Below are 21481 nucleotides of genomic sequence, written 5' to 3' on the forward strand. Positions count from 1 at the left end.
GTCAAAGGGAGTTGCTCGAGTCGCTCAGCGCGGCGGCGACGGCGGCGAGGTAGTGGTCCACGGGGCCGAACGAGAGCAGCCCGCTGCCGGCGCCCGCGAGTTCGCCGGAAGCCGGCAGCAGGCGGGCGTGGACCCGTTCCAGCGCGGTCCGGTCACCGGTCGCGAGTGCGGCGACGGCCTCCAGGCAGCAGCACGCCTCGTACATCAGGTCGGGTGCCGGCTCCGGCAGGGTGGCCAGCGCGTCCCGCGCGTCGTCCCGGCGGCCGGCCGCCGCGAGGGCGAGGGTCTCGGCCCAGGGGCGGAATGGGCCCCAGTCCTCCGTCAGGTCGATCGTCAGGCCGGGGGCGGTGACGGAGCCGTAGCTGGTGGTGGCGGGCGCGGGCGCGGGGGCAGGGGTGGGCGTAGGCGTAGGGCCGGCGTCCGCCGGTGTGCCGTACGGCGGACGCGCGTCGGGGAGACGTGCGTCCTGGGCACACGCCGACGGCAGGCGCAGGCTCAGCAGTGCGAGCGGCAGGAGGCCCTGGCGCAGGCCCGGCATGCCGGCGCCGTCCAGCCGGGCGTCGGCGGCGCGGTACGCCGCCCCGGCCCGTGCCCGGTCCCCGGAGGCGGACAGCCGCAGCGCCGCGTACCACTGCGTGAAGACGCCCACCAGCGGCAGTTCGTGCCGGGCGGCCAGGCGGTCCGCGGCGGCGGCGTGGACATCGGCCGCCGGGAAGTCGCCCAGTGCGGAGCGCGCCTGTAGCCGGACGAGGTGGCCCAGCACCTCGAAGGTGGTCAGGCCGTGCCGGGCCGCGAGCGCCACGAGTTCCGCGCCGATTCCGTCCCGCCGGGGGGCCAGGCCGGCCCGGGTGCAGGACTGCATGAACACGCCGTTGAGGGCGAACGCGAGCAGGGCGGGGTCGTCCAGGCGCCGGGCGGTCTCCTCCGCCCGGCGGGCGGCTTCGGGGCCGCGCGGCGACCGGCTGCCGCGCGTCTCCACGGCGATGGTGGCGAGCAGGCGGCAGCGCGCCGCGTCGTGGGAGCCGCCCGGCAGGGCGGCGAGGGTGCGCTCGGCGGCGGCGACGATGTACCGGGCCAGTTCGGGGTCGTCGCCACGAGTCCAGAGGGCGGGGATGTCGAAGGCGCCGATCACGCGGGCGGTCAGCTCCGCGTCGCCGAACTCCTCGGCGGCGGCGATCGCGGCCGGACGGTGCCGCCGGGCCGCCTCCAGCCCGCCGCCGCCCGTCACCGCGAGGTCGCGTACGAGGCCGACGGTGGTCTCCAGCCGGGCGCGGGCGCCGGCGGCGACGGTGCGGTCGTAGGCGGCGGCGGCCTCGTTCCACAGGTCTGCGGTGCGTGTGGCGGGGTCGGGGGTGTGCGCGGCGGGGTCTGAGGTGCGCGCGGTCGGGCGTATGGCCGGGGCGGCGGTGCCCGCGGCCGGGCCGGGGGCCGGGCCGGGGAGGTGGTCCAGGCCCGGGTCCTGGGCGAGGATGTCCGCTTCCAGGCGGCGCAGGCGGGGCCCGGGGTCCAGGCCGAGCTGCCGCCCCAGGATGGCGCGGGCACGGCGCAGTACGGCCAGGGCGTCCCCCTGGCGGCCCGTCCGGTACAGGGCGAGCGCCAGCAGCCGCCAGGCGTCCTCACGCCACGGGTGGTCGGCCAGATGCGCGTCCAGGTCCGGGACCGCCTCGGCGGCCAGGCCCAGGGCCAGCCGGGCCTCGGCCAGCCGCTCGACGGCCTGGAGCCGCAGTTCGGCGAGGCGGGAACGTTCGCCCCGGACCCAGTGGTCGTCGGGGATGCCGGCGTACGCGGGCCCGCGCCACCACCCCAGCGCCTCCTCCAGCCGGGCGGGCACGGCGTCGATCGGTACTCCGTCGACCGGCATCCCGTTGACCGGCACACCGTCGGCCGACAGCGGTTTCGCGGTCTCGGCGAGTGCCGCTTCGAAGCGCCAGGCGTCCACCGCGTCCGGCCGCGCGCGCAGCGCGTACCCGGGCCCCTCGGTGACCAGCAGACGGGCGCGGGCACGGGGCGCGCGGCCGGGCTCCAGAGCGCGGCGGAGATCGGCGACGAACGTCTGTACGGCGCCCACGGCGCCCGGCGGCGGATCGGCCCACAGATCCTCGACCAGGCGGCCGACCGGGACGATCCGGCGACGGGCCACGATCAGCCGGGCCAGCACGGCGCGGTGCCGTGGGCCCTTCAGCGCGAGCGGGCCGGCGGGGCCCTCGGCGACCACGGGGCCGAGGACGCCGAACACGACCTGTTCCATTTCCACCTCTCGGTTGCGCGCTGACCGGGTGCTGATTCGCGTCCGCCAGGCTCGACACGTCCGTCACCCGACTCGACACGTCCGTCACCTGGAGACAAGGAATCCACCATGACACCGGCCTCTGCCCCGGCCCCGGCTCCGACTCCGTCCCTGGCTCCGGCTCCGGCTCCGGCTCCGTCCCCGGCCCCGGTCATTCCGGGCTTCGAATACCGGCGCGTAGCCGTCACCGACGACGTCTCGCTCAACGTCGCCGTCGCCGGCTCCGGCACTCCCATTGTGCTGCTGCACGGCTTTCCGCAGACCCACCTGATGTGGCGCCACGTCGCCGCCGATCTCGTGGCCGACCACACCGTCATCTGCCCCGACCTGCGGGGGTACGGTGCCAGCGACAAGCCCGCCGACACCGACGGCACGGCCTACACCAAGCGCACCATGGCCGCCGACATCGTCGCCCTCGCCCGCGCGCTGGGCCACGAGCGCTTCGCGCTGGCCGGGCACGACCGCGGGGCCCTGGTGGCCGTCCGCGCGGGCCTGGACCATCCTGACTCGGTCAGCCATCTCGCGTCGCTGGACGTCCTGCCCACGCTGGACATGTGGGACGTCATGCGCGGCACGGCCGGAGCCGTCGGCTTCCACCTCTATCTGATGGCGCAGCCCCCCGGGCTGCCCGAGCGGATGATCGGCGCCGCCCCGGACGCGTTCTTCGGCCACTTCCTGGACCTGTGGGCGCTGAGCGGCGACGCGATCCCGCCGGAGGTGCGGGCGGCGTACCTGCGGGCGTCCCGCGAGGCCGTGGTCTCCATCGTGGCCGACTACCGGGCCTCCGCGGGCCCGGACGTCGCCCACGACCGGGCCGACCGCGACGCGGGCAACCTGCTGCGCATGCCGGTGACCGTGCTCCAGCAGGACTGGGGCTCGGCGCTGGGCTTCGACGCGGCCGGCCGGTGGCGGGCCTGGGCGCCGGACCTGGAGCACACGACGGTCTCCTGCGGACACTTCATGGCCGAGGAAGCGCCCGCCGAGGTCGTCAAGGCCCTCCGGGCGCTGATGGCACGCTGAGCGGGGGCACTGGCTCCCACGGTTCCCACCCGTTCCCACCGGCCGACCCGTTCGACCCGTTCGACCCGTTCGACCCGTTCGACCGTACCCGCAGGCGGCGCTCACCGGCCTGTGGCCGGCAGGCCGGTAGCCGGCAGGGCGACAGCGCGAGCGGCCCGGCCTCCGGTATTTCGATTGCGGCGGACGCGCCCCGACCGTATGTTCCACCAGCCGCCCACCGTTTCCGTCGCGCCGGCCGTCCCCGTCGCGCCGGAACGGTCCGCCGCCGCAACGAAAGGGATCACCCCGCCATGGTCACCCGCAGCACCTGGACCACACGCGTAGAGACCGGTGCCGACCTCCCGGCTGTCCGCGCCGTGCACCTCGCCGCTTTCCCCACCGCGGAAGAGGCGGACCTCGTCGACGCCCTGCGCACCGACCCGGACGCGTGGATCGGCGGTCTGTCCGTCGTCGCCACCGACGCGGCGGACCGGCCGGTCGGCCATGCCCTGCTGACGCGTTGTCACATCGGTGACACCCCGGCCCTGTGCCTGGCGCCCGTCGCCGTGCTGCCCGAGCACCAGAGGACCGGTGCGGGCTCGGCTGCGGTACGGGCCGCGCTGGAGGCCGCAGGCGAACTGCGCGAGCGGTACGTCGTCGTCCTCGGGCACCCCGCGTACTACCCGCGTTTCGGCTTCACCAGGGCCTCGGCCCACGGCATCCGGCTGACCATCGACGTACCCGACGAGGCGCTGATGGCGCTCACCCTCGACGCCGGGCACCCGCTGCCCGCCGGTACCGTCCACTACGCCGCGCCGTTCGGAATCTAGGGTGCCGGCCGCCGTACCGGGCCCGACCGCAGCCGACGGCAGCCGACCGCGGCCCGATCAGGCGCCGGGCTTCCGGATCCCCGGCCCCGGCACAATGACCGCATGATCGGCAATCGGATCACTCATCGTACGGCGGACGGCGTCCGCATACCCGGCACCTGGCGGCACGCGTTCATCAACAACGGCGGCCATTTCTTCCTCACCGACCTGTTCATCTTCGCGGACGCGCTCGTCGACTGCTGGGGCCTCGTCACCCTCGAGGAATTCGAGGAGAAGCTGCGCAGCGGCTGGGTCGCCACCTCCTTTCCCGAGGGGGCCCACGCGTCCGCTCACGAGCTGGCCGCGTGGACATTCCAGGGGGCGCGGTCCTGGCACACCCCGGAACTGCTGCTCGCCGAGGTACGGGACACCATCGACCAGCTCAACGGCCGCCCCGACTCGACGGATCGCTGCCTCGACGCCGTGGACGTGTTCCTCGCCGACCGTACCGAGTCGAACCGCGCCGCCGCCCGTGCCGCCTACCTCGCCATTCCGGAGACCCAACGCCCTTACGCGCTGGGCGACATGGACAGGAAGGACCAGCCGCTCCAAGCACTGCTGGCCGGGCCGGGCGGAGTGATGGAGAGCTGGTCCGACGAGCCGCTCAGCCAGGAGGCGTACGACGAGGCCGTCGAGTACTTCGAGGAGCGGGACGGGCTGATCGCCGAAGGGGCCTCGCGGATGCCGGTGGACGGGCCGGAGGGCTCCTACGCGCCGTCGGTCCACCTCTACCAGACGTTCTCGCGGCGGGCGGTGGAGGACCCGGGTCCGGCCGGTCTGCGTGACGACTACCCCGCGCCCGTCGACGTCGACGGGGTCACCTATCCCTCCGTCGCCCATGCCTACTGGTCCCTCTCGGCGGCGGAACCCGTGGCGCGGGCCGCTGTCGCGGCGGCGGAATCCTCGTACGCGGCTCGCGCACTCGCCGCCGACGCCGTACGCCGCGAGGGCTGGGAGCAGGCCCGCACCGCGGTCATGACACGGCTCCTGCGCGCCAAGTACGCCCAGCACCCCGCCCTGGCGGAGATCCTTCTGGCGACCGGCGACGCGACCCTGGTCTACGACGACGCCGGCTCCGGCTTCTGGGGCGACAACGGCGGGCGCGGGCGGAACTGGTCCGGCCGCCTCCTCGAACTCGTACGCTCCGAACTCCATGCCCGGCGGGCCGGCATCGGATGACCACCGGGCCGGCAACGACGTGTATTCAGCCATTGACCGGCCGTCCCTCTTCATCGGCCGCAATGTATGAATCCCTATTCCCTAATTGCCGCAGGGAGGTCAACGGCGGGATATTTGAAATTTTTTGTCACTGAGTGGCAGTCAGGCGCTGCCGACGAGTACTTCTTTGTGGTAACCGGAGAATAACCATGGTCGACATGGGTAAAAGAAGGTTAACGGAAGGAAGTGATGCTTCGTGGACGAGAAGATTCGCAGGTTCGCGTTCTGCGCGTGCATCCTCGGCGGCCTTGTGGGTGCTCTGCTCGGAGCGGCCTCCGCCGGCCATCTGGTCAGCACCGCCTTCGGAGGCGTGCTGGGCGCGGCACTGAGTCTCGCGGCCGTCGCCTACTGGAGCGAGCACGGCGGCGCGCGGCAGCACCCGAGGCGGCGTGCGGCGCGGCTGGATCGCATTCCCCGTCAGCACACCGCGGGCGGCTCGCACTCCTCCCACCGCTGAGCGGCCGACGGTGGGCATTGACCGGCAGCCGGCTGTCCGCTGTCCGCCGGCTGTTCGCTGACTGCCCACCCCCGGCCCCGTCCTGACAAGTCGTCATCCTCGCCGATGGAGCCCGGGGCATCGGCCGCCGTTGTGGTGGCCGATGCCGACGGGTCAGGCGATCTGCTCGGAGTCGACTTCCGACTGGTAGCGGTAGCGGAACTCCTTCATATACGGCCGCAGTACACCCTCGCTCAGCGGGCCGTCGTTGTTGCCCTTCACGCCGTAGAGGTCCATCAGATACAGCGCGAACTTCCGTGAGTTGGGGAAGTCGCCGTGCTGGACGACGTACGCCCGGAAGGCGTCGAAGTACGCGTCGTCGCTGGAGATGCCGTCAGGCAGGGTGAGGATGGGCAGCTCCTCGGGCTCCTCCGGGGCCGGAGCGGGGGCCGAAGGCTGAGGCCCGCCCTCGGACTGACTCTCCGCCGGTTCCTGTACCTGCTCCTGTCCCTGCCCCTGCCCGTGCGTCTGTGTCTGGGGCTGAGGCTGCGTCTGCGCCTGCGCCGGGTACGGGCTCTCCGTGCGCTGGCCGGGGACCATGCCGCCGAGCGGGCGGCTGCGGCCCGGGCCCGACGGGATCATCACCGGCGTGGGCTCCAGGCCCTCGACGTACGTGGGGTTGTACGCGCCCTCGTAGGCGGTCGCCGGCACCTGCGGAGCCGCGAACCACGGACTGACCTGGGCTTCGGCCCCGGCCCCGGCCCCGGGCAAGGGTCGGTCGTGGGGCGCCTGCGCCTCGTCCCGCCGGGGCCCCTCCGGGCCCGGAGCCTGCTGCCCGTCCGGTTGCTCCCGCGGGGACCGGGGCGACTGGGGCTGCTTCTGGTACGGGGACTGCGGCTGTTCCCGCGACTCCGGCCGCTCCGGCCGCTCCTGCTGCGACGGGGACAGCGACGGCTGCTCCTCCAGCGCCTGTTCCTGCCGCTGCCGCTCCCGGCCGCGCTGCACCAGCTCCGCGTACCGGCTCTCGGCCGCCTCTTTCTCCTCCCGCGCCTGCGTGAGTTCGGCCATCGGCGGCGCGGGCGGCAGCAGCACCGGTTCGATGCCGGCCGCGGCCAGTCCCGACGGGGCGGTGTCGGCGAGCGGGACGCCGTATTTCGCGAGCCGCAGCGGCATCAACGCCTCCACCGGTGCCTTGCGGCGCCAGTTGCGGCCGAAACGGGCCTGGAGGCGCGACTGGTAGATCAGGCGGTCCTGTTCCAGCTTGATGACCTGTTCGTACGACCGCAGCTCCCACAGCTTCATCCGGCGCCACAGCTTGAACGTGGGGACCGGCGACAGCAGCCAGCGCGTGAGCCGTACGCCCTCCATGTGCTTGTCGGCCGTGATGTCCGCGATCCGGCCGACCGCGTGCCGCGCCGCCTCGACGGAGACGATGAAGAGGATCGGGATCACGGCGTGCATGCCGACGCCCAGCGGATCCGGCCAGGCCGCCGCGCCGTTGAAGGCGATGGTGGCCGCCGTCAGCAGCCAGGCCGACTGACGCAGCAGCGGGAAGGGGATGCGCAGCCAGGTCAGCAGGAGGTCGAGCGCGAGCAGGACGCAGATGCCCGCGTCGATGCCGATCGGGAAGACCAGGGAGAAGTTCCCGAAGCCCTTGGCCTCGGCCAGTTCGCGCACGGCGGCGTACGAGCCCGCGAAACCGATCGCGGCGATGATCACCGCACCGAAGATCACCACCCCGATCAATATGCGGTGCGTGCGTGTCAGTTGCATCGCGGCCACCCGCGATCCCCTCCCGTACTCGACCCCGTTGAACGCCGTTCGCGGGCTCGGAGCCCGGACACCCGGCGGCCACAGCGTGGCACATGTGTACGCATGAGGATGGCAGCGGGGAGTGGAGCCCGGCCCTCCGGTGAGGACCGGGCTCCGTTCAAAAGGTGCCAAACGGCGCTAATGGTGGCGGTGTCCTGGCTGCCGTGGTCGCGCGGGCGGCGGATTCCCGCCTCGCGCGACGTGCCGGGCCGCCGGTTGCCGCCTGCGAGCCGGCCCTACGAGCCCTGTGAGCCGGCCCTGCGAGCCCTACGATTCCTTCGAGTCCTTGGAGAAGTCGTTCGTCGTGCCGTCCTCGGAAGCGCCCTTGGAGGCGGACGCCGACGGGCTGCTGCCACCGGCGCCGCTGCCGCCGCCGTCGCTCGTGGCCGCCGTCACGGCCTCCTTCGCCGCCTTCACCGCCTCCTTCGAGAGGTCGCCCACGCTCGGGTCCTTCGCGCCCGCGTAGCCCGTGCCGTTGTACGTGAAGGTCATGACGATGTTCTCCGCGCGGGCCACGACCGTGGCGTAGGAGAAGTTCTCGCCGCTCTTCTTGAGGGTGTACGTGATCAGCGTGCCCTCGTTGCCGAGGCCGCTCGCCGGCTCCGCCTTGACGTCCTTGGCGCCCTCGGTGCCCTTCGCCCCGTCGACGGCCTTCTTGTAGTAGTCGCCCGCGCGAGAGGCGCCGGGGCCCAGGGCCGCGTCCGAGTCGTACCGTACGAGCGAGATGTCGAGCCAGCGGTACTGCGACCCGTCGACGCCCTTGTCGTCCAGGCCGTTCCAGGAGCAGCTCGCGCGGCTGTCGGTGTCGGAGGACTTGCCCGCCGTACCGCCCTTGGACTTCGCCTCGGGGACCAGTGAGCGGACGGTCTTGGAGGCGAGCGTCTTGCACGCGTCGGGCAGGCCGGTGTACTTGGCCGGCGCGACCGTCGGGGACGCCTTGACGCTGGGGGTGGCCGGCGCTTCCGCGTCGTCCTTGCTGTCGGAGCCGGACGAGCAGCCGGCGACGACGAGCATCACCGGGACGACTGCGCAGGCGAGTGTGCGGGTGAGTCGCGTGGCTGATCGGTGCATGGTTCCCTCGGTGAGTCTTGTCGTACGGTCCGATCGGCCACGGTAACCGCAGCGCGCGGTCCGCGGGCCCGGTCGCCGGACTCCGTGCGGCAGGTCAGGGCGGTCCGCCGAGCCGCGGCCGGAGGCTACTCGTCGAGCTGATCGGCGAGCGTACGGGCCAGGTTCCGCGCCTTTTCCTGGAGTTCTTCACTGTCGGGGACCCCGGTCGTACGGGCGGGCTGCTCGGTGTACCGGACGGTCACGATCACGTTGGATGTGCGGAATACCACGCTGACGGTCCGGTTCCTGGCGGCGGAACCGGGGCGCGCGAGCACGTCGTCCAGGAAGGCGGCGTCGCCGAGACCCTCCAGGCGGCGGGGCTGGAGGTCCTCGGGGGTGGTGGGAGCGCCGGGGGAGCTGGAGGGCGAGGGGGAACCGCTCTGGGGTGTTGTGCCCGGTTCCGTGTCCTGGCCGACGCCCTGAGATTCGTCCTGGGCTGTGCCCTGTGTGCCGTTCTGCGTCGTTTTCCCTGTCGAGCCCTGGTTCGATCCGTCCTCGTCCGGGCTGTTCTGGTTCGAGCCGTTCCGGCCCGGGTCGTTCTGGTCTTCGGAGGGGGTGCCGTCGCCCGTGGTGGCGCCGGGGTCCGGCGAGTCCGAGGGGGTGATGACCGGCAGGTCGGCCGCGGCCTCCTTCTCCCCGTACACCTCCTGCGCCCGGTCGTCGTCGCTCACGGTCGGGTCGTACGAGACCACGCGCTCGACGTCGATCGCCAGTTGGTGCGACGCCTCGGGCGAGTCGGCCTTCCAGTCGCAGCCGACGCGGCGGTCGGTGTCGTACGTCACGGCGGCCGTGCCCGCGTACACCTTCTCCCGCTGCTCCTCCGGCAGCGACGCGGCGCCGGGCAGGAGACTTTCGAGCGTGGCCCGCGGTACGGAGCCGCACGGCTCGCGCAGGGTGCGGTACTTGCCCGGCTGCGCGGTCGTGGTGCTGCTGGAGGTGCCGGGCTTGGCGTCGGCGGCCGAGCCGTCGCCGCCGCTGCCGCCCGAGCAGCCGGCGACGGCCGCCACGAGGAGCGCCGCCAGGCCGGGTACGTACGCGCTCGCCTTTCGGTGCACGGTCCCGGGCTCCCTTCTGTGCCGGTGAACGAGCCTTTGCCGACGTACGGGACCGTGCGGGCCGCGGGGGCCCGAACGGCGCCCGGGCCGTGCGTGGGTGCGCGGCGCGCGGGTCCACGGCGCGCGGGCCCGCGCTCGCGCCCCGCACGAGCTGTGCGGGACGCGAGCGCGGGCGAAATCCGCTTGCCGCCGGACGACGGTCGATGGAGACAATGTCTACCGCACGCGACACCGTTGACGCTGGTCGGCCGTCTCTTTTGGCGGCCCTGGCTCCGGTTTTTGCGCTATCCGGCTTTTCGGGGGAATTGGGGAATCATGTCGTACGTGGAGATGCCGGGCGCGAAGGTCCCGATCCGGATGTGGGCGGACCCCGCGACCGTCGAGGACGTCGCCATGCGGCAGCTGCGGAACGTCGCCACGCTGCCGTGGATCAAGGGTCTGGCCGTGATGCCGGACGTGCACTACGGCAAGGGCGCGACGGTCGGTTCGGTGATCGCGATGCACGGGGCGGTCTGCCCGGCGGCGGTGGGTGTGGACATCGGCTGCGGCATGTCGGCGGTGAAGACGTCCCTGACGGCGAACGACCTGCCGGGCGACCTGTCCCGCCTGCGCTCCAAGATCGAGCAGGCGATTCCGGTGGGCCGCGGCATGCACGACGACGCGGTGGATCCGGGCCGGCTGCACGGATTCCCGACGGCGGGGTGGGACGACTTCTGGAAGCGGTTCGACGGGGTCGCCGACTCGGTCAAATTCCGCCAGGAGCGCGCCACGAAGCAGATGGGAACGCTCGGATCCGGAAATCATTTCATTGAGTTCTGTCTCGATGAGTCAGGTTCTGTCTGGCTGATGCTGCACTCCGGGTCGCGCAACATCGGCAAGGAACTGGCCGACCACCACATCGGCGAGGCGCAGAAACTGCCGCACAACCAGGGCCTGGTAGACCGGGATCTGGCCGTGTTCATCGCGGACACCCCGCAGATGGCGGCGTACCGCAACGACCTCTTCTGGGCGCAGGAGTACGCGAAGTACAACCGGGCGATCATGATGGGGCTCTTCCAGGACGTGGTCCGCAAGGAGTTCAAGAAGGCCGGGGTGACGTTCGAACCGGTCATCTCCTGCCACCACAACTACGTGGCGGAGGAGCGGTACGACGGCATGGACCTGCTGGTCACGCGCAAGGGCGCGATCCGCGCGGGCAGCGGCGACCACGGCATCATCCCGGGCTCGATGGGGACGGGTTCGTACATCGTGAAGGGCCTGGGGAACGCGGCGTCGTTCAACTCGGCCTCCCACGGGGCGGGCCGGAAGATGAGCCGCAACGCGGCGAAGCGGCGCTTCTCGACCCGCGACCTGGAGGACCAGACGCGGGGCGTGGAGTGCCGGAAGGACGCGGGCGTGGTGGACGAGATCCCGGCCGCGTACAAGCCGATCGAGCAGGTCATCGACCAGCAGCGGGACCTGGTCGAGGTGGTGGCGAAGCTGAAGCAGGTCATCTGCGTGAAGGGCTGACGGTCGAACCGCGGGTTCGGTGTTCGGCGTCCGATTCCGCCGTATACGCAACGACGGACACCAAAGAGCCCACCCACCCGGGCGTGAGTGGGGGTGAGTGGGCGTGCGCGCGGGGGGGGCGTGTGCGCGGGCCCGGCGGCTCCAGGGGGTGGGCCGCCGGGCCCGCGGGCTCTCAGGTCACAGGCTCTCAGGTCACAGTTCCCGGTGCACCTTCGTGTTGGACGCCTGGGCGCGCGGGCGGATGACCAGGAGGTCGATGTTGACATGGCTGGGGCGGGTGACCGCCCAGGTGATGGTGTCCGCGACGTCGTCGGCGGTGAGGGGTTCGGCGACGCCCGCGTAGACCTTGGCCGCCTTCTCCGTGTCGCCGTGGAAGCGGGTCGTGGAGAACTCCTCCGTCTTCACCATGCCGGGGGCGATCTCGATGACCCGGACCGGCGTGCCGACGATCTCCAGGCGGAGGGTCTCGGCGAGGACGTGGGCGCCGTGCTTGGCGGCCACGTAGCCCGCGCCGCCCTCGTAGGTGGCGAGGCCGGCGGTGGAGGAGAGGACGAGGACCGTGCCGTCGCCGCTCGCGGTGAGGGCGGGGAGGAGGGCCTGGGTGACGTGGAGGGTGCCGATGACGTTCGTCTCGTACATGCGGCGCCACTCGTCGGGGTCGCCGGTGGCCACGGGGTCGGCGCCGAGCGCGCCGCCGGCGTTGTTGACCAGGACGTTCACGGCCGGGAAGCGGTCGAGTCCGGCGGCGAAGGCGTCGACGGCCGCGCGGTCGGTGACATCGAGGACGCAGGCGGTGGCGCGGTGCCCGGCGGCCTCGATCTCGGCGGCCAGCGCCTCGATGCGGTCCTTGCGGCGGGCGGTGGCGACGACGTGGTAGCCGGCGGCGGCGAGCCTGCGCGCCGCCGCCGCGCCGATTCCGCTGCTCGCTCCGGTGACGACGGCGACGGGAGCGTCGGTGGCTGAGGGGGCGGTGGCCGCGGCGGCCGCGGTGTCCGCGGTGGTGTCCGCGTCGGTCATGACGTAACTCCTCGCGCGTGCGTTCGATGATGCCTGGTGTGTTCTCCCTGCTCGGCTGGAAGGATAGGCGGGCGGTGGGGGATCACGCGTCGGCGGTCCGTGGTGCGGACGCCCGTTGGTGAGGAGTCGCCCACGGGGGCGATGCGATGAGTGCGGTGCATGCCGTCGCGGCGTACGCCGTGTCTGCGGTGCATGCGGTGCATGCGGTGCATGCGGGTGATCGGGGGCGCGTCGGGCCGATCGGTGGGGCGGGGGCCAGTGTGATCATCTGTACATTTCGCGCATGGGTGCGATGCGTAGGGCGACGGTGGTGACGGTGGCGGCTGTCTCGGCGGCCATGGTGGTGGCGCTCGGCGCGGGGCCGGACGCGGTGGGGGCGGCCAGGGTGCCGGAGGTCTCGGACGGGCCGGACCTGCCGGTCGCGTCGGACGGGTCGGCTTCTGCCGCGGCGCAGGACGTCGACGGGCGCGAGGCCGATCTGGCGCACCACGGGCGGGTTTCGCTGACCCGCGGCCTGCTGGAGGTTCGCTTCGAGTCCGAGAACCACGGGCCGTCCCGGCTCGCGGACGCGACCGTACGGCTGGACTTCTCCGAACCCCTGGCCGCCGGCCAGACACTGCCGGCCGACTGCCTCTGGAACGGCGCGCGCACGGTGCTGTGCCGCACGGGGCAGCTCAGGGCGGTGGGGCGGAGCCACGCGTTCGACGTCCGGCTGCGGACGGCGGGACGCCCGCACCAGGTGGTGTTGCGGGTCGACACGGCGTGGAACGGGGGCGCGCTGGACTCCAATCCCGAGAACCACCGGCACCGGGTGCTGGTGCCCGACACGGGGGACAAGTACGCCTTCTGACGCGTCGATCGCCTCGCCTACGCCGCGTCGCCGAACTCGCGTACCGCGTCCTCGACGATCGCCGCCAGCCGGGCGTGGTGCGCGCCGCGCCAGTAGACCCGGTCGCAGGCGCCGCACTGCGCGAAGACGTCGTACGTGCGCTGAGTGCCGTCCCGCAGCCGTTCCCGCACGGATTCCTTGTCGGCCGGGCCCAGCTCCCCGTTGCAGGCGGTGCACCGGGTCCAGGGAGCGAGCACCGGGGCGAAGCGTTCGAGTACGTCCCTGAGCTGGTCCTCGGGGCGGTCGCTGTAGACGTACCCCCCGGCCCACAGTTCGCGTCGCCGCAGCAGGCCCCGGTCCCGGGAGAGCATGACCCGGCGCTCGGTGGCGGATCGGGTGGCCAGGGCGGCGTCGCCGATGTCCTCGCTCTCGTACGCCGCGTCGACCCCCAGCAGCCGCAGCCGCCGCGCGAGGGTGCCGAGGTGGACGTCGAGCAGGAAGCGCAGCGGTGCGCCCGGCACCCGCTGGGGGCGGCTCACCGCCCGGACCACCACGGATTCGCCCGCGGCCGGAATGTGCGAGACGGGCACCTCGCGGCCGTCGACGAGGAGCGCGCCGACCTCGGTGAGCGGGACGCCGAGCGACTCGACGGCGTGGCCGAGGGTGGACGAGCCGTCGGTGAGCAGGGCCGTCCGCCCCTGACGCCGCTCGGCGGGGACGAAGAGGCGCAGTTCAGGGGTGAAGTCGAGGTGGATCTCGGGACCGTTCACGCGGCCAGGATGCCACCGGGCGGGGGAGCGGGCCAGGGCTTTCCGCGCCGTCGCCGACGGTCCGGTACGGCCCGCGGCCCGGCCCGGCCCAGTACGGCCCGCCCCGCCCCGCACGCGGCGGCGCCCGACTCCTACGGAACGACTCCTACGGCACGACTCTGAAGTGCGTGATGACGGCGTCGGCGGCCCCGCTCTCCGGCAGGACGTGGAACGCGACACCGGGCGGCGCCACCCGGTCCGTCAGGCCCAGCCCGCTCTCCCAGGGCAGTCGCAGCGTCGAGACCACCCCGGGCGCCACCAGCAGCGGCCGGCCCGCGAACGTCGCGGCGGCCGGGGTGTGGGCGTGGCCCGTGAGGACGGCGGGGACGTTCGCGCGGCCGGCCAGGACCTCCGCGAGCCGGTCCGCGTTGGTCAGCGCTATCGAGTCCAGGTACGGGTGGTGCAGGGGCGTCGGCGGGTGGTGGAAGGCGGGTATCGCGGGGGTGTCGCCCAGCTCGTCCAGCGTGCGCGCCAGCCAGTGCAGCGTCTCGTCGTCCAGCAGTCCCTCGTCCGCGCCGGGAATGGTGGAGTCGCAGAGCAGCAGAGCGTGCCCGGCCACGAGTTCCACCCGGTTGACCGGTCTGTACGAGGCGGGGCCCGGGGCGGTCGCCTCCCCCAGCAGGACGGCGCGGTAGTTCGCCCGGTCGTCGTGGTTGCCGGGGCAGGAGAAGGCGGGCGCGTGGATGCCGGCGAGCAGCTTCGCCGCCTCCGCGTACTCGTCCGGGCCGCCGTGGTCCGCGATGTCACCGGTCACCAGCACGGCGTCGGGCCGCCGGGTCAGCCCGTTCAGGTAGGCGACGACGCGGGCCGCCCGCTCCGCAGCGAACTCCGAGCCGTCCAGGTGCAGATCGCTGATATGGGCCAGCAGCATGGCGCCCCTCCGTGGTTCTGTTGTCCCGTGCCCCATTGTCCCTAATGGTTGAGGAAGTCTATTCCATTAGGGTGTGGAGGCAGGGCGTCCCCCTTTCCCGGGGTGCCGGGCCTGGAATTCCGCTTCCCGGGCCCGGACCGGGCCCGTGCCCGCCAGGTCCAGGCGCCAGTCGTTGCAGCGCATCAGGTGCCCCAGGGGGTACTCGATGTCGCACTCGTCGCGCAGTTCGAAGCCCGCCCTGCGGCACACCCCGTTCGACGGCGGATTGCCGACGGACGGGAAGGCGTGCACGTACCGGTGTCCGCCCGCCGCCCGGGCCCGCTCGACGACCGCCTCCGCCGCTGCCGCCGCCATGCCCCGCCCCTGGTACGCGCCGAGCACCGTCCAGCCCGTCTCGTAGACGCACTGTCCCTGCCAGACCCGCTCCCAGAAGCCGATCGTCCCGACGGCCTCCCCGCCCGGGAGCAGGACGATGCGGAACATCCGGCCCTCCTCCGGCCGGGCCGCGCTCAGCGCGACATAGCGCCGGTGCCTGCCGAGCAGCTGTTCCTCGGTCTCCGGGCCGCCGAGGTGGTGCATCAGCTCGGGTGCGTTGGTGGCGCGGAGCAGGCCGAGATCGTCCTCCGTCCAGGGCTCCAGCCGGACGGGCGGCAGACCGTGGCTTCTTCGTACCGGGGACGTCGTGGTGTCCATTCGACGACTCTAGAGCGGTGCGCTGACATCGACAGTGGTATGTGGGTACGCGGGTGCGCGGGAGGCCGTACGGCAGCGGTCCTGTGCGGCGGCCGGTCCGTACGGTGCCCGTCCCGTACGGTGCCCGTCCCGTACGGCCTCCCGCCGTACCGTCACGGCAGGGGCAGCTCCGCCCAGATGACCTTGCCGTCCGGGGTGTAGCGGGTGCCCCAGCGTTCCGCGAACTGCGCGACCAGGAACAGCCCCCGGCCGCCCTCGTCCGTCGCCGCCGCGTAGCGCAGGTGCGGCGAGGTGCTGCTCGCGTCGGCGACCTCGCAGATCAGATGGCGTACGTGGAGCAGCCGTACCCGGATCGGACCGGCGGCGTAGCGGATGGAGTTCGTGATCAGCTCGCTGAGGATCAGCTCCGTCGTGAAGGCGATCTCGCCCAGGCCCCAGTCCTCCAGCTGCCGCGCCACGGCGGCCCGCAGGGCGGAGACCTCCGAGGGGTGGGAGGGCACCTCCCAGTGCGCGACCTGGTCGGGCCTGAGCAGCCGGGTACGGGCGACGATCAGCGCGATGTCGTCGCTCGGCCGGGCCGGGAGCAGCACGTCGAGCACCGCCTCGCAGGTCTCCTCGGGGGTGCGGCCGGGCGAGCCCGGGTGGCTGAGCGCCGTACGCAGCAGTTCGAGCCCGGCGTCGATCTCCCGGCTGCGGTCCTCGACCAGCCCGTCCGTGTAGAGCACGAGATGGCTCGCCTCGGGCAGCAGGAAGTCGGCCGTCTCGAACGGCCGCCCGCCGAGACCCAGCGGGGTCCCGGCCGGCAGGTCCAGGAACTCCACGCTCCCGTCCGGGCGGACCAGCGCGGGCGGCGGGTGGCCGGCGCGGGCGATGGCGCAGCGCCGCGTCACCGGGTCGTAGATGGCGTACAGGCAGGTCGCGCCGGTGACGTCCGTACCGCCGCCCGCGAGCCCCTCGTCCTGGTCGATATGGGCGATCAGCTCGTCCAGGTGGGAGAGGATCTCGTCGGGTGTCAGGTCGAGCGCGGAGAAGTTGTGCACCGCCGTCCGCAGCCGTCCCATCGTCGCCGCCGCGTGCATGCCGTGCCCGACGACGTCGCCGACCACCAGCGCCACCCGGGCGCCCGGCAGCGGGATGACGTCGAACCAGTCGCCGCCCACCCCCGACTCGGCGGGCAGATAGCGGTAGGCGACGTCGAGGGCGTTCTGCTCGGGCAGGACGCGCGGCAGCAGGCTGCGTTGCAGGGTCACCGCCATCGAGTGCTCACGCGTGTAGCGCCGGGCGTTGTCGATGCACACCGCCGCGTGGGCCGCCAGCTCCTCCGCGAGGGAGATGTCCTCCTCGTCGAACGGCTCGGAATTCTGCGCGCGCCAGTAGTTGACGACCCCGAGGAGCACCCCGCGCGCCCGCAGCGGGGCGGTGACGAGCGAGTGGACGCCGTATGTGACGATCCGGCCGGTCGCCTCCGGGTCCTGGGCGCGCCAGCCGGGGGCGCGGGTGAGGTCCGGCTGCACGGCGCCCCGGCCGCTGCCCATGCTCCACGCCGCGGGGGTGGCGGTGTGGAGGACGAACTCCCGGCCCACCTCGTAGAACGGATGGTCGTCGCGGATGCCCACCACGGCCGTACGGCGCATCGTGGAGGCGGGCTCCCGCGCTGGTTCCTCGCCCCGCAGAACGGGCTCCGCGAGGTCCACCGTGACGAAATCGGCGAACCGCGGCACGGCCACCCGCGCCAGCTCCTCGGCCGTACGGGGCACATCCAGGCTGGTGCCGATCTCCACGCCCGCGTCGTACAGCAGCTTGAGGCGTTTCTGCGCGATCTCGGCCCGGCCGGTGAGCGCGCTCAGTTCGGTGGAGTCGCGGAGCGTCGCGACGGTGCCGGGCGGGCCGCCGTCCTGGTCGGTGGAGCGGTTGTTCACCGCCAGCAGCCGGTCGCCCGTGGCCACCACCTCGTCGGAGACGATCCGCCCCGACGCGAGCATGTCGGCGATGTGCGGCTCCAGCCCGAGCTCGGTGACCCGCAGCCCCTCCGGGTGCGGAGGCAGGTCGAGGAGGCGCTGTGCCTCGTCGTTGGCGAGCATCAGCCGGCCGTCGCCGCCGACGATGAGGACACCCTCCCGTACGACGTGCAGCACCGCGTCGTGGTGCTCGTACATACGGGTCATCTCGCCCGGGTCGAGCCCGCGGGTCTGGCGCCGCAGCCGGCTGCTGACCAGCGCCGTGCCGCCGGCCGAGAGGGCCAGGGCGGTCGCGGCGGCGCCGAGGATCAGCGGGATCTCGCGGTTGGCGAGGCTGCTGACCTTGCTGACCGTGATCCCCGCGGAGACCAGGCCGGCCACCTTCCCGTCGGTGTCCTTGACGGGGGTGACGGCCGCCACCGCGGGGCCGAGGGTGCCGGGCCTGGTCTCGGTGACCGTACGGCCGTGGAGGGCGGGCCCGATCGTGCCGATGTAGTGCTCGCCGATGCGCTTGGGGTTGGGGTGGGTGAGGCGGATCCCCTTGGTCGTGATGACGACGACGAAGTCGAGTCCGGTCGCCTTGCGGATGGCCTCCGCCCTGGGTTGCAGGATCGCCGTGGGGTCGGGGGAGTGGATCGCCCGGACCATGCCGGGGGAGTTGGCGAAGGCGGTGGCGACGGCGATGGAGCGGTTACGGGCCTCCTGCTCGGCGTCGTCGTGGGCGACGATGAGGAGGGAGACGATGGCGGCGCCGATCAGGAGGACGACGATGGCGATCTGGAGGATGAAGACCTGACCGGCGACGGTGTGCGTGTTCAGCCAGGAGAGGGAGCCGCGCCGGCGCGACGAGGTGCCTGGACCGGCCGAGTTGCCTGGACCGGCCGAGGCGCCTTGGCCGGGCGAAGTGCGTGGGCCGGACGACGAGTCGTGGCCGGACGACGAGTCGTGGCGGTGCGCGGCGCCTGGGCCGGGCGATGTGCCGGGGGGCATGGTGCTCGCGCCGGGGCTCCTCGTACCCGCGCCGGAATCCGCGCGTGCGTCGTCCCGCCGCCGACTCCCTGAGCGGCGGCGGGGGAACACGCGACTGGTGGACAGGGATTTTGCCCAGGATCGACCCCTATTTCGGGCCATGTACCTACATCTACACCGCCTGCCTCTGTGAGGCGAGTGCGGTTCCGGGTACCCGCGGGGGGCGGGGGGAGAGAGTCAGGGGTGACCGTGGTGGCCGTGGTGCAGGGGGCGGCCGCCGACCAGATTCCACCGGCCCGCGCGTCCGCCGAGTTCGGTGAGGGTCAGCGGCCGTACGTCGATCCTCCAGAAGGCGGCCGGGGGCGCGCCGAGAGCGTGGACGGTGGCGGCGCGGATGACGTCGGGTTCCGCCACGACGAGGATTCGGCCGGTGCCGGTGCCGGTGCCGGTGCCGGTGCCGGTGCCATCGGCTTGCGTGTCGGTATCGGTATCGGTATCGGTACCGGTACCGGTATCGGTGTCGGCGTTTTTGGCTGTGGCCGCGGCTGCGGTGCTCAGGGTGTCGAGCCGACGGCCGACGCGGGCGAGGAAGTGGTCCAGCGACTCGCCGCCGTGCGGCGCGGTGGCCGGGTCCGTGAGCCAGCCGGCCACGGCGTCCGGTTCGGCGGCGGCCACCTCGTCGAGGGTCCGGCCCCGCCAGCGGCCCATCGCGCAGGGCGCCAGGCCGGGCAGCGGTTCGGCGGCCAGGCCGAGCACGTCGGCGGTGCGACGGCAGCGGGGCGTGGGGGAGACGTACCGGGCCGTGGCGCGGAGCGGGGAGCCGTCGCCCGCCCGATCCCGGAGGCACGCCGCCACGGCCTCCGCCTGACGCAGCCCGACGCCGTCCAGCGCGTCGGCGGCCCGGCCCTGCCCGGCCTTCTCGTGGCCGTACGGCTCCTCGCCGTCCGCCACGGGGAAACGGGCCTCGCGGAGGGCCGGGCCCATGGCGGGAGAAACGAACATCACGCGGGTGCTCATCACGCGGGCGGTCATACGAGTACGGCTCACTCTCTCGTCGGTCCTGAGTGCGGCGGGGGGCGGAACGGCGGCGGGAGGCGCCCTTGGCCCGTCCGCCTCTTCGCGGTACGTTCACGTCCGTCGCCCTCGACCCACGACAGTCGACCGGCGACACACAACTGCGACAGAGAACAGCGACACACAACAGAACGACATACGCGACGGCACGACGGAAGCCCGGTGAGAATCCGGCACGGTCGCGCCACTGTATGCCGGCGCCACGCCGCGTACGTACGACGTAACCACACGTCACGTACGGCGCGACAGGCTCCGGCGAGTCAGACCCGAGGGCCGTCGCCTCGAGCTCCACCGATCGGGACGCGAGTTCCCCAAGGAGGTTCAACGCCATGGCCCAGTCCATCGCGACGCCCGGCGGTCTGCCCGCCGACGCCCCCGCCATCCCCACCCCGCAGGACCCCATTCCGCTGCGCGCGGTCGCGCCGTGGGCCGTCTTCGGCGGTGTCCTGATGCTCGTACTGCTGTATTTCGTCGGCGCCGAACAGGGCGCCACCTCGGTGTTCTCCGGTGCCGGTGTGCACGAGTGGGTGCACGACGGCCGTCATCTCCTCGGCTTCCCGTGCCACTGACGGCCGGCGGAGACCACCTTCATGCGCGCTTCAGGCTCGTCCCCCGCGTCCGCCGTGTCCCCGGCGCCCGCCCCGACCGCCGTGACCGACGCGTCCACGGTCAGAACGCTCCTCGTCCACGGCATGATCGCGGGACTGCTCGCCGGTCTCTGCGCGTTCCTGCCGGCCTATGCGGCGGGGGAGCCCCCCGTACGGGACTCGATCGCGCTGGAGGAGACCCGGTCCGCTGCCTCCGCGCACGAGCCGTCGGCCCACGAGCCGTCGGCCCACGAGCCGTCGGCCCATGGGGCGGCGGCGCCTGAGCAGAAAGAGGAGGAGGCGGAAGAGGAACTGGTCAGCCGTCCGGTTCAGTCGACGTTCGGGCTGGCCACCGGCGTCCTCGTGTACGGCGTGGCCGTCGGCGGCATCGCCTCGCTGGTCTTCGCCGTGAGTCTGGGCAGGACCGGGCGGTTCCGGCCGAGGACGACGGCGGCGCTGGTGGCCGGGGCCGCGTTCACCACCGTCTGTCTGGTGCCGTTCCTGAAGTATCCGGCGACGCCGCCCGCGGTGGGCAACCCGGACACCATCGGGAAACGCACGGCACTGTTCTTCCTGATGATCGCGCTCAGTGTGCTGCTGGCGGTCATCGCCGTCATCGTCGGCAGACGGCTGGCCCCACGGCTGGGCAACTGGAGCGCCTCGGTGGTGGCGGGCGGCGGATACGTCCTCGCCGTGGTGGTGGCCTGTCTGGTCCTCCCGGCCAACTCGGACGCCGTGGCGGCGGATTTCCCGGCAGCGCTGCTGTGGGAGTTCCGCCTGGCGTCGCTCGGGGTGCAGGCGCTGCTGTGGACGGCCTTCGGGCTGATCTTCGGGGCGCTGGCGGAACGGGCGCTCGCGGAACGGGCACCGGCGGAACGGGCAGCGGCGCCGTCCGGTGACGTCGTACGGCCTGCCCCGTAGGCCGTGTTCGAGGAGCGGACGTGAGGGCCCGGCCTCTCATGTCCGCTCAGCCCGCCTCCCGGCCGCGCAGCGCACGGCGCGCGTACCGGCTCCGCAGCCAGTGGCCGGCCTCGCCCAACGCGACGAAGAAGGCGGCGGACGCCGCGCAGCCCGGCACGTTCGGCCCCTGGCCGAGCCCCATGGACAGCAGCGACAGAGCTGCCGTCACGACCACCCACCACGCGACCACCGACCACATACCGAACCACCGTCGTCCGTTTCGCACGGTCTCCCCTTCCGTCGTCGCGGGCCCCCATTATCTGTTTTATCTGTGTGTCCGCGTGCGGCGGCATTGCCCTGCCGGTTCCGGGCGGAACTCCCGCGTCGGACTCTCCCGCATTCGCGGCCAGTAGAGTGTGGGGCCGGTCTTTTCCCAGCTCAGCCAGGTCAGAGGTGTTGTACGGCAGTGAGCCCCCCGC

General features: G+C 72.9%; 19 protein-coding genes and 1 riboswitch. Of the genes, 8 read left to right on the forward strand and 11 right to left on the reverse strand.

Translation table 11 applies throughout. From position 1 onward, the window contains the following. Position 1 precedes the first annotated feature (1 nt). The gene (locus IG02_RS0104005) at positions 2-2248 is read right to left on the reverse strand and encodes a BTAD domain-containing putative transcriptional regulator (protein WP_030741897.1); all 2247 of its coding nucleotides are present in this window, start codon (positions 2246-2248) and stop codon (positions 2-4) included. Positions 2249-2356: 108 nt separating this feature from the next. Between IG02_RS0104005 and IG02_RS0104010 the strand changes: the two genes are divergently transcribed. The 4 genes from IG02_RS0104010 (at position 2357) to IG02_RS0104025 (ending at position 5830) form a co-directional block, all read left to right on the forward strand. Continuing rightward, positions 2357-3307 carry an alpha/beta fold hydrolase gene (locus IG02_RS0104010; RefSeq protein ID WP_078854183.1) on the forward strand — a complete coding sequence of 317 codons (951 nt, stop codon included), beginning with the start codon at positions 2357-2359 and terminating at the stop codon, positions 3305-3307. 290 nt (positions 3308-3597) lie between these two features. Continuing rightward, a complete protein-coding gene (locus IG02_RS0104015; protein WP_030741901.1) occupies positions 3598-4116 on the forward strand; it encodes a GNAT family N-acetyltransferase in 519 nt (172 codons plus the stop codon). 102 nt (positions 4117-4218) lie between these two features. After that, positions 4219-5334 (forward strand): NADAR family protein, encoded by a 1116-nt coding sequence (locus IG02_RS0104020; RefSeq protein WP_030741904.1) that lies wholly within the window; start codon positions 4219-4221, stop codon positions 5332-5334. Positions 5335-5569: 235 nt separating this feature from the next. Then, a complete protein-coding gene (locus IG02_RS0104025) occupies positions 5570-5830 on the forward strand; it encodes a hypothetical protein (RefSeq protein ID WP_030741905.1) in 261 nt (86 codons plus the stop codon). A gap of 153 nt (positions 5831-5983) precedes the next feature. Here IG02_RS0104025 and IG02_RS0104030 read toward each other — a convergent pair whose 3' ends face one another. From IG02_RS0104030 to IG02_RS0104040, 3 genes are all read right to left on the reverse strand, one after another. Continuing rightward, positions 5984-7591 (reverse strand): DUF2637 domain-containing protein, encoded by a 1608-nt coding sequence (locus tag IG02_RS0104030; RefSeq protein ID WP_030741908.1) that lies wholly within the window; start codon positions 7589-7591, stop codon positions 5984-5986. Positions 7592-7888: 297 nt separating this feature from the next. After that, the gene (locus IG02_RS0104035; protein WP_030741910.1) at positions 7889-8692 is read right to left on the reverse strand and encodes a hypothetical protein; all 804 of its coding nucleotides are present in this window, start codon (positions 8690-8692) and stop codon (positions 7889-7891) included. A gap of 125 nt (positions 8693-8817) precedes the next feature. After that, complete coding sequence (locus tag IG02_RS0104040; protein ID WP_030741913.1) at positions 8818-9786, reverse strand: hypothetical protein; 969 nt, start codon at positions 9784-9786, stop codon at positions 8818-8820. Positions 9787-10101: 315 nt separating this feature from the next. Between IG02_RS0104040 and IG02_RS0104045 the strand changes: the two genes are divergently transcribed. Further along, a complete protein-coding gene (locus IG02_RS0104045) occupies positions 10102-11295 on the forward strand; it encodes an RtcB family protein (protein ID WP_030741915.1) in 1194 nt (397 codons plus the stop codon). 192 nt (positions 11296-11487) lie between these two features. Here the strand turns inward: IG02_RS0104045 and IG02_RS0104050 are convergent, their stop codons facing one another. After that, positions 11488-12312 carry an SDR family NAD(P)-dependent oxidoreductase gene (locus tag IG02_RS0104050; RefSeq protein WP_030741917.1) on the reverse strand — a complete coding sequence of 275 codons (825 nt, stop codon included), beginning with the start codon at positions 12310-12312 and terminating at the stop codon, positions 11488-11490. A gap of 283 nt (positions 12313-12595) precedes the next feature. On the opposite strand from IG02_RS0104050, the gene IG02_RS0104055 reads away from it, so the two are divergent. Beyond that, the gene (locus IG02_RS0104055) at positions 12596-13162 is read left to right on the forward strand and encodes a hypothetical protein (RefSeq protein WP_158712232.1); all 567 of its coding nucleotides are present in this window, start codon (positions 12596-12598) and stop codon (positions 13160-13162) included. 17 nt (positions 13163-13179) lie between these two features. On the opposite strand, the gene IG02_RS0104060 is transcribed toward IG02_RS0104055, so the two are convergent. The 5 genes from IG02_RS0104060 to IG02_RS0104080 all read right to left on the reverse strand — a co-directional run bounded on the left by IG02_RS0104060 (position 13180) and on the right by IG02_RS0104080 (position 19458). After that, entirely contained in the window at positions 13180-13911 is a 732-nt protein-coding gene (locus IG02_RS0104060) for a Mut7-C RNAse domain-containing protein (protein ID WP_030741923.1), read from the reverse strand. Positions 13912-14056: 145 nt separating this feature from the next. After that, positions 14057-14821 carry a metallophosphoesterase gene (locus tag IG02_RS0104065; protein ID WP_030741925.1) on the reverse strand — a complete coding sequence of 255 codons (765 nt, stop codon included), beginning with the start codon at positions 14819-14821 and terminating at the stop codon, positions 14057-14059. Positions 14822-14887: 66 nt separating this feature from the next. Then, entirely contained in the window at positions 14888-15514 is a 627-nt protein-coding gene (locus tag IG02_RS0104070; RefSeq protein WP_063756727.1) for a GNAT family N-acetyltransferase, read from the reverse strand. Between the two features lie 152 nt (positions 15515-15666). Further along, the gene (locus IG02_RS0104075) at positions 15667-18462 is read right to left on the reverse strand and encodes a SpoIIE family protein phosphatase (protein WP_078854184.1); all 2796 of its coding nucleotides are present in this window, start codon (positions 18460-18462) and stop codon (positions 15667-15669) included. A gap of 216 nt (positions 18463-18678) precedes the next feature. Then, positions 18679-19458 carry a histidine phosphatase family protein gene (locus tag IG02_RS0104080; protein WP_030741932.1) on the reverse strand — a complete coding sequence of 260 codons (780 nt, stop codon included), beginning with the start codon at positions 19456-19458 and terminating at the stop codon, positions 18679-18681. 210 nt (positions 19459-19668) lie between these two features. Next, positions 19669-19781: riboswitch (cobalamin riboswitch) on the forward strand. Positions 19782-19844: 63 nt separating this feature from the next. On the opposite strand from IG02_RS0104080, the gene IG02_RS0104085 reads away from it, so the two are divergent. After that, the gene (locus IG02_RS0104085) at positions 19845-20084 is read left to right on the forward strand and encodes a CbtB domain-containing protein (RefSeq protein ID WP_030741934.1); all 240 of its coding nucleotides are present in this window, start codon (positions 19845-19847) and stop codon (positions 20082-20084) included. Positions 20085-20105: 21 nt separating this feature from the next. Then, the gene (locus IG02_RS0104090; RefSeq protein ID WP_078854185.1) at positions 20106-21023 is read left to right on the forward strand and encodes a CbtA family protein; all 918 of its coding nucleotides are present in this window, start codon (positions 20106-20108) and stop codon (positions 21021-21023) included. A gap of 46 nt (positions 21024-21069) precedes the next feature. Here IG02_RS0104090 and IG02_RS0104095 read toward each other — a convergent pair whose 3' ends face one another. Then, positions 21070-21288: a hypothetical protein gene (locus IG02_RS0104095; RefSeq protein ID WP_107055529.1), complete on the reverse strand. Its 219-nt coding sequence runs from the start codon at positions 21286-21288 to the stop codon at positions 21070-21072. Positions 21289-21481 lie beyond the last annotated feature (193 nt).

This window comes from Streptomyces sp. NRRL F-5135 (genome assembly GCF_000719775.1).
Lineage (GTDB): Bacteria > Actinomycetota > Actinomycetes > Streptomycetales > Streptomycetaceae > Streptomyces > Streptomyces hebeiensis.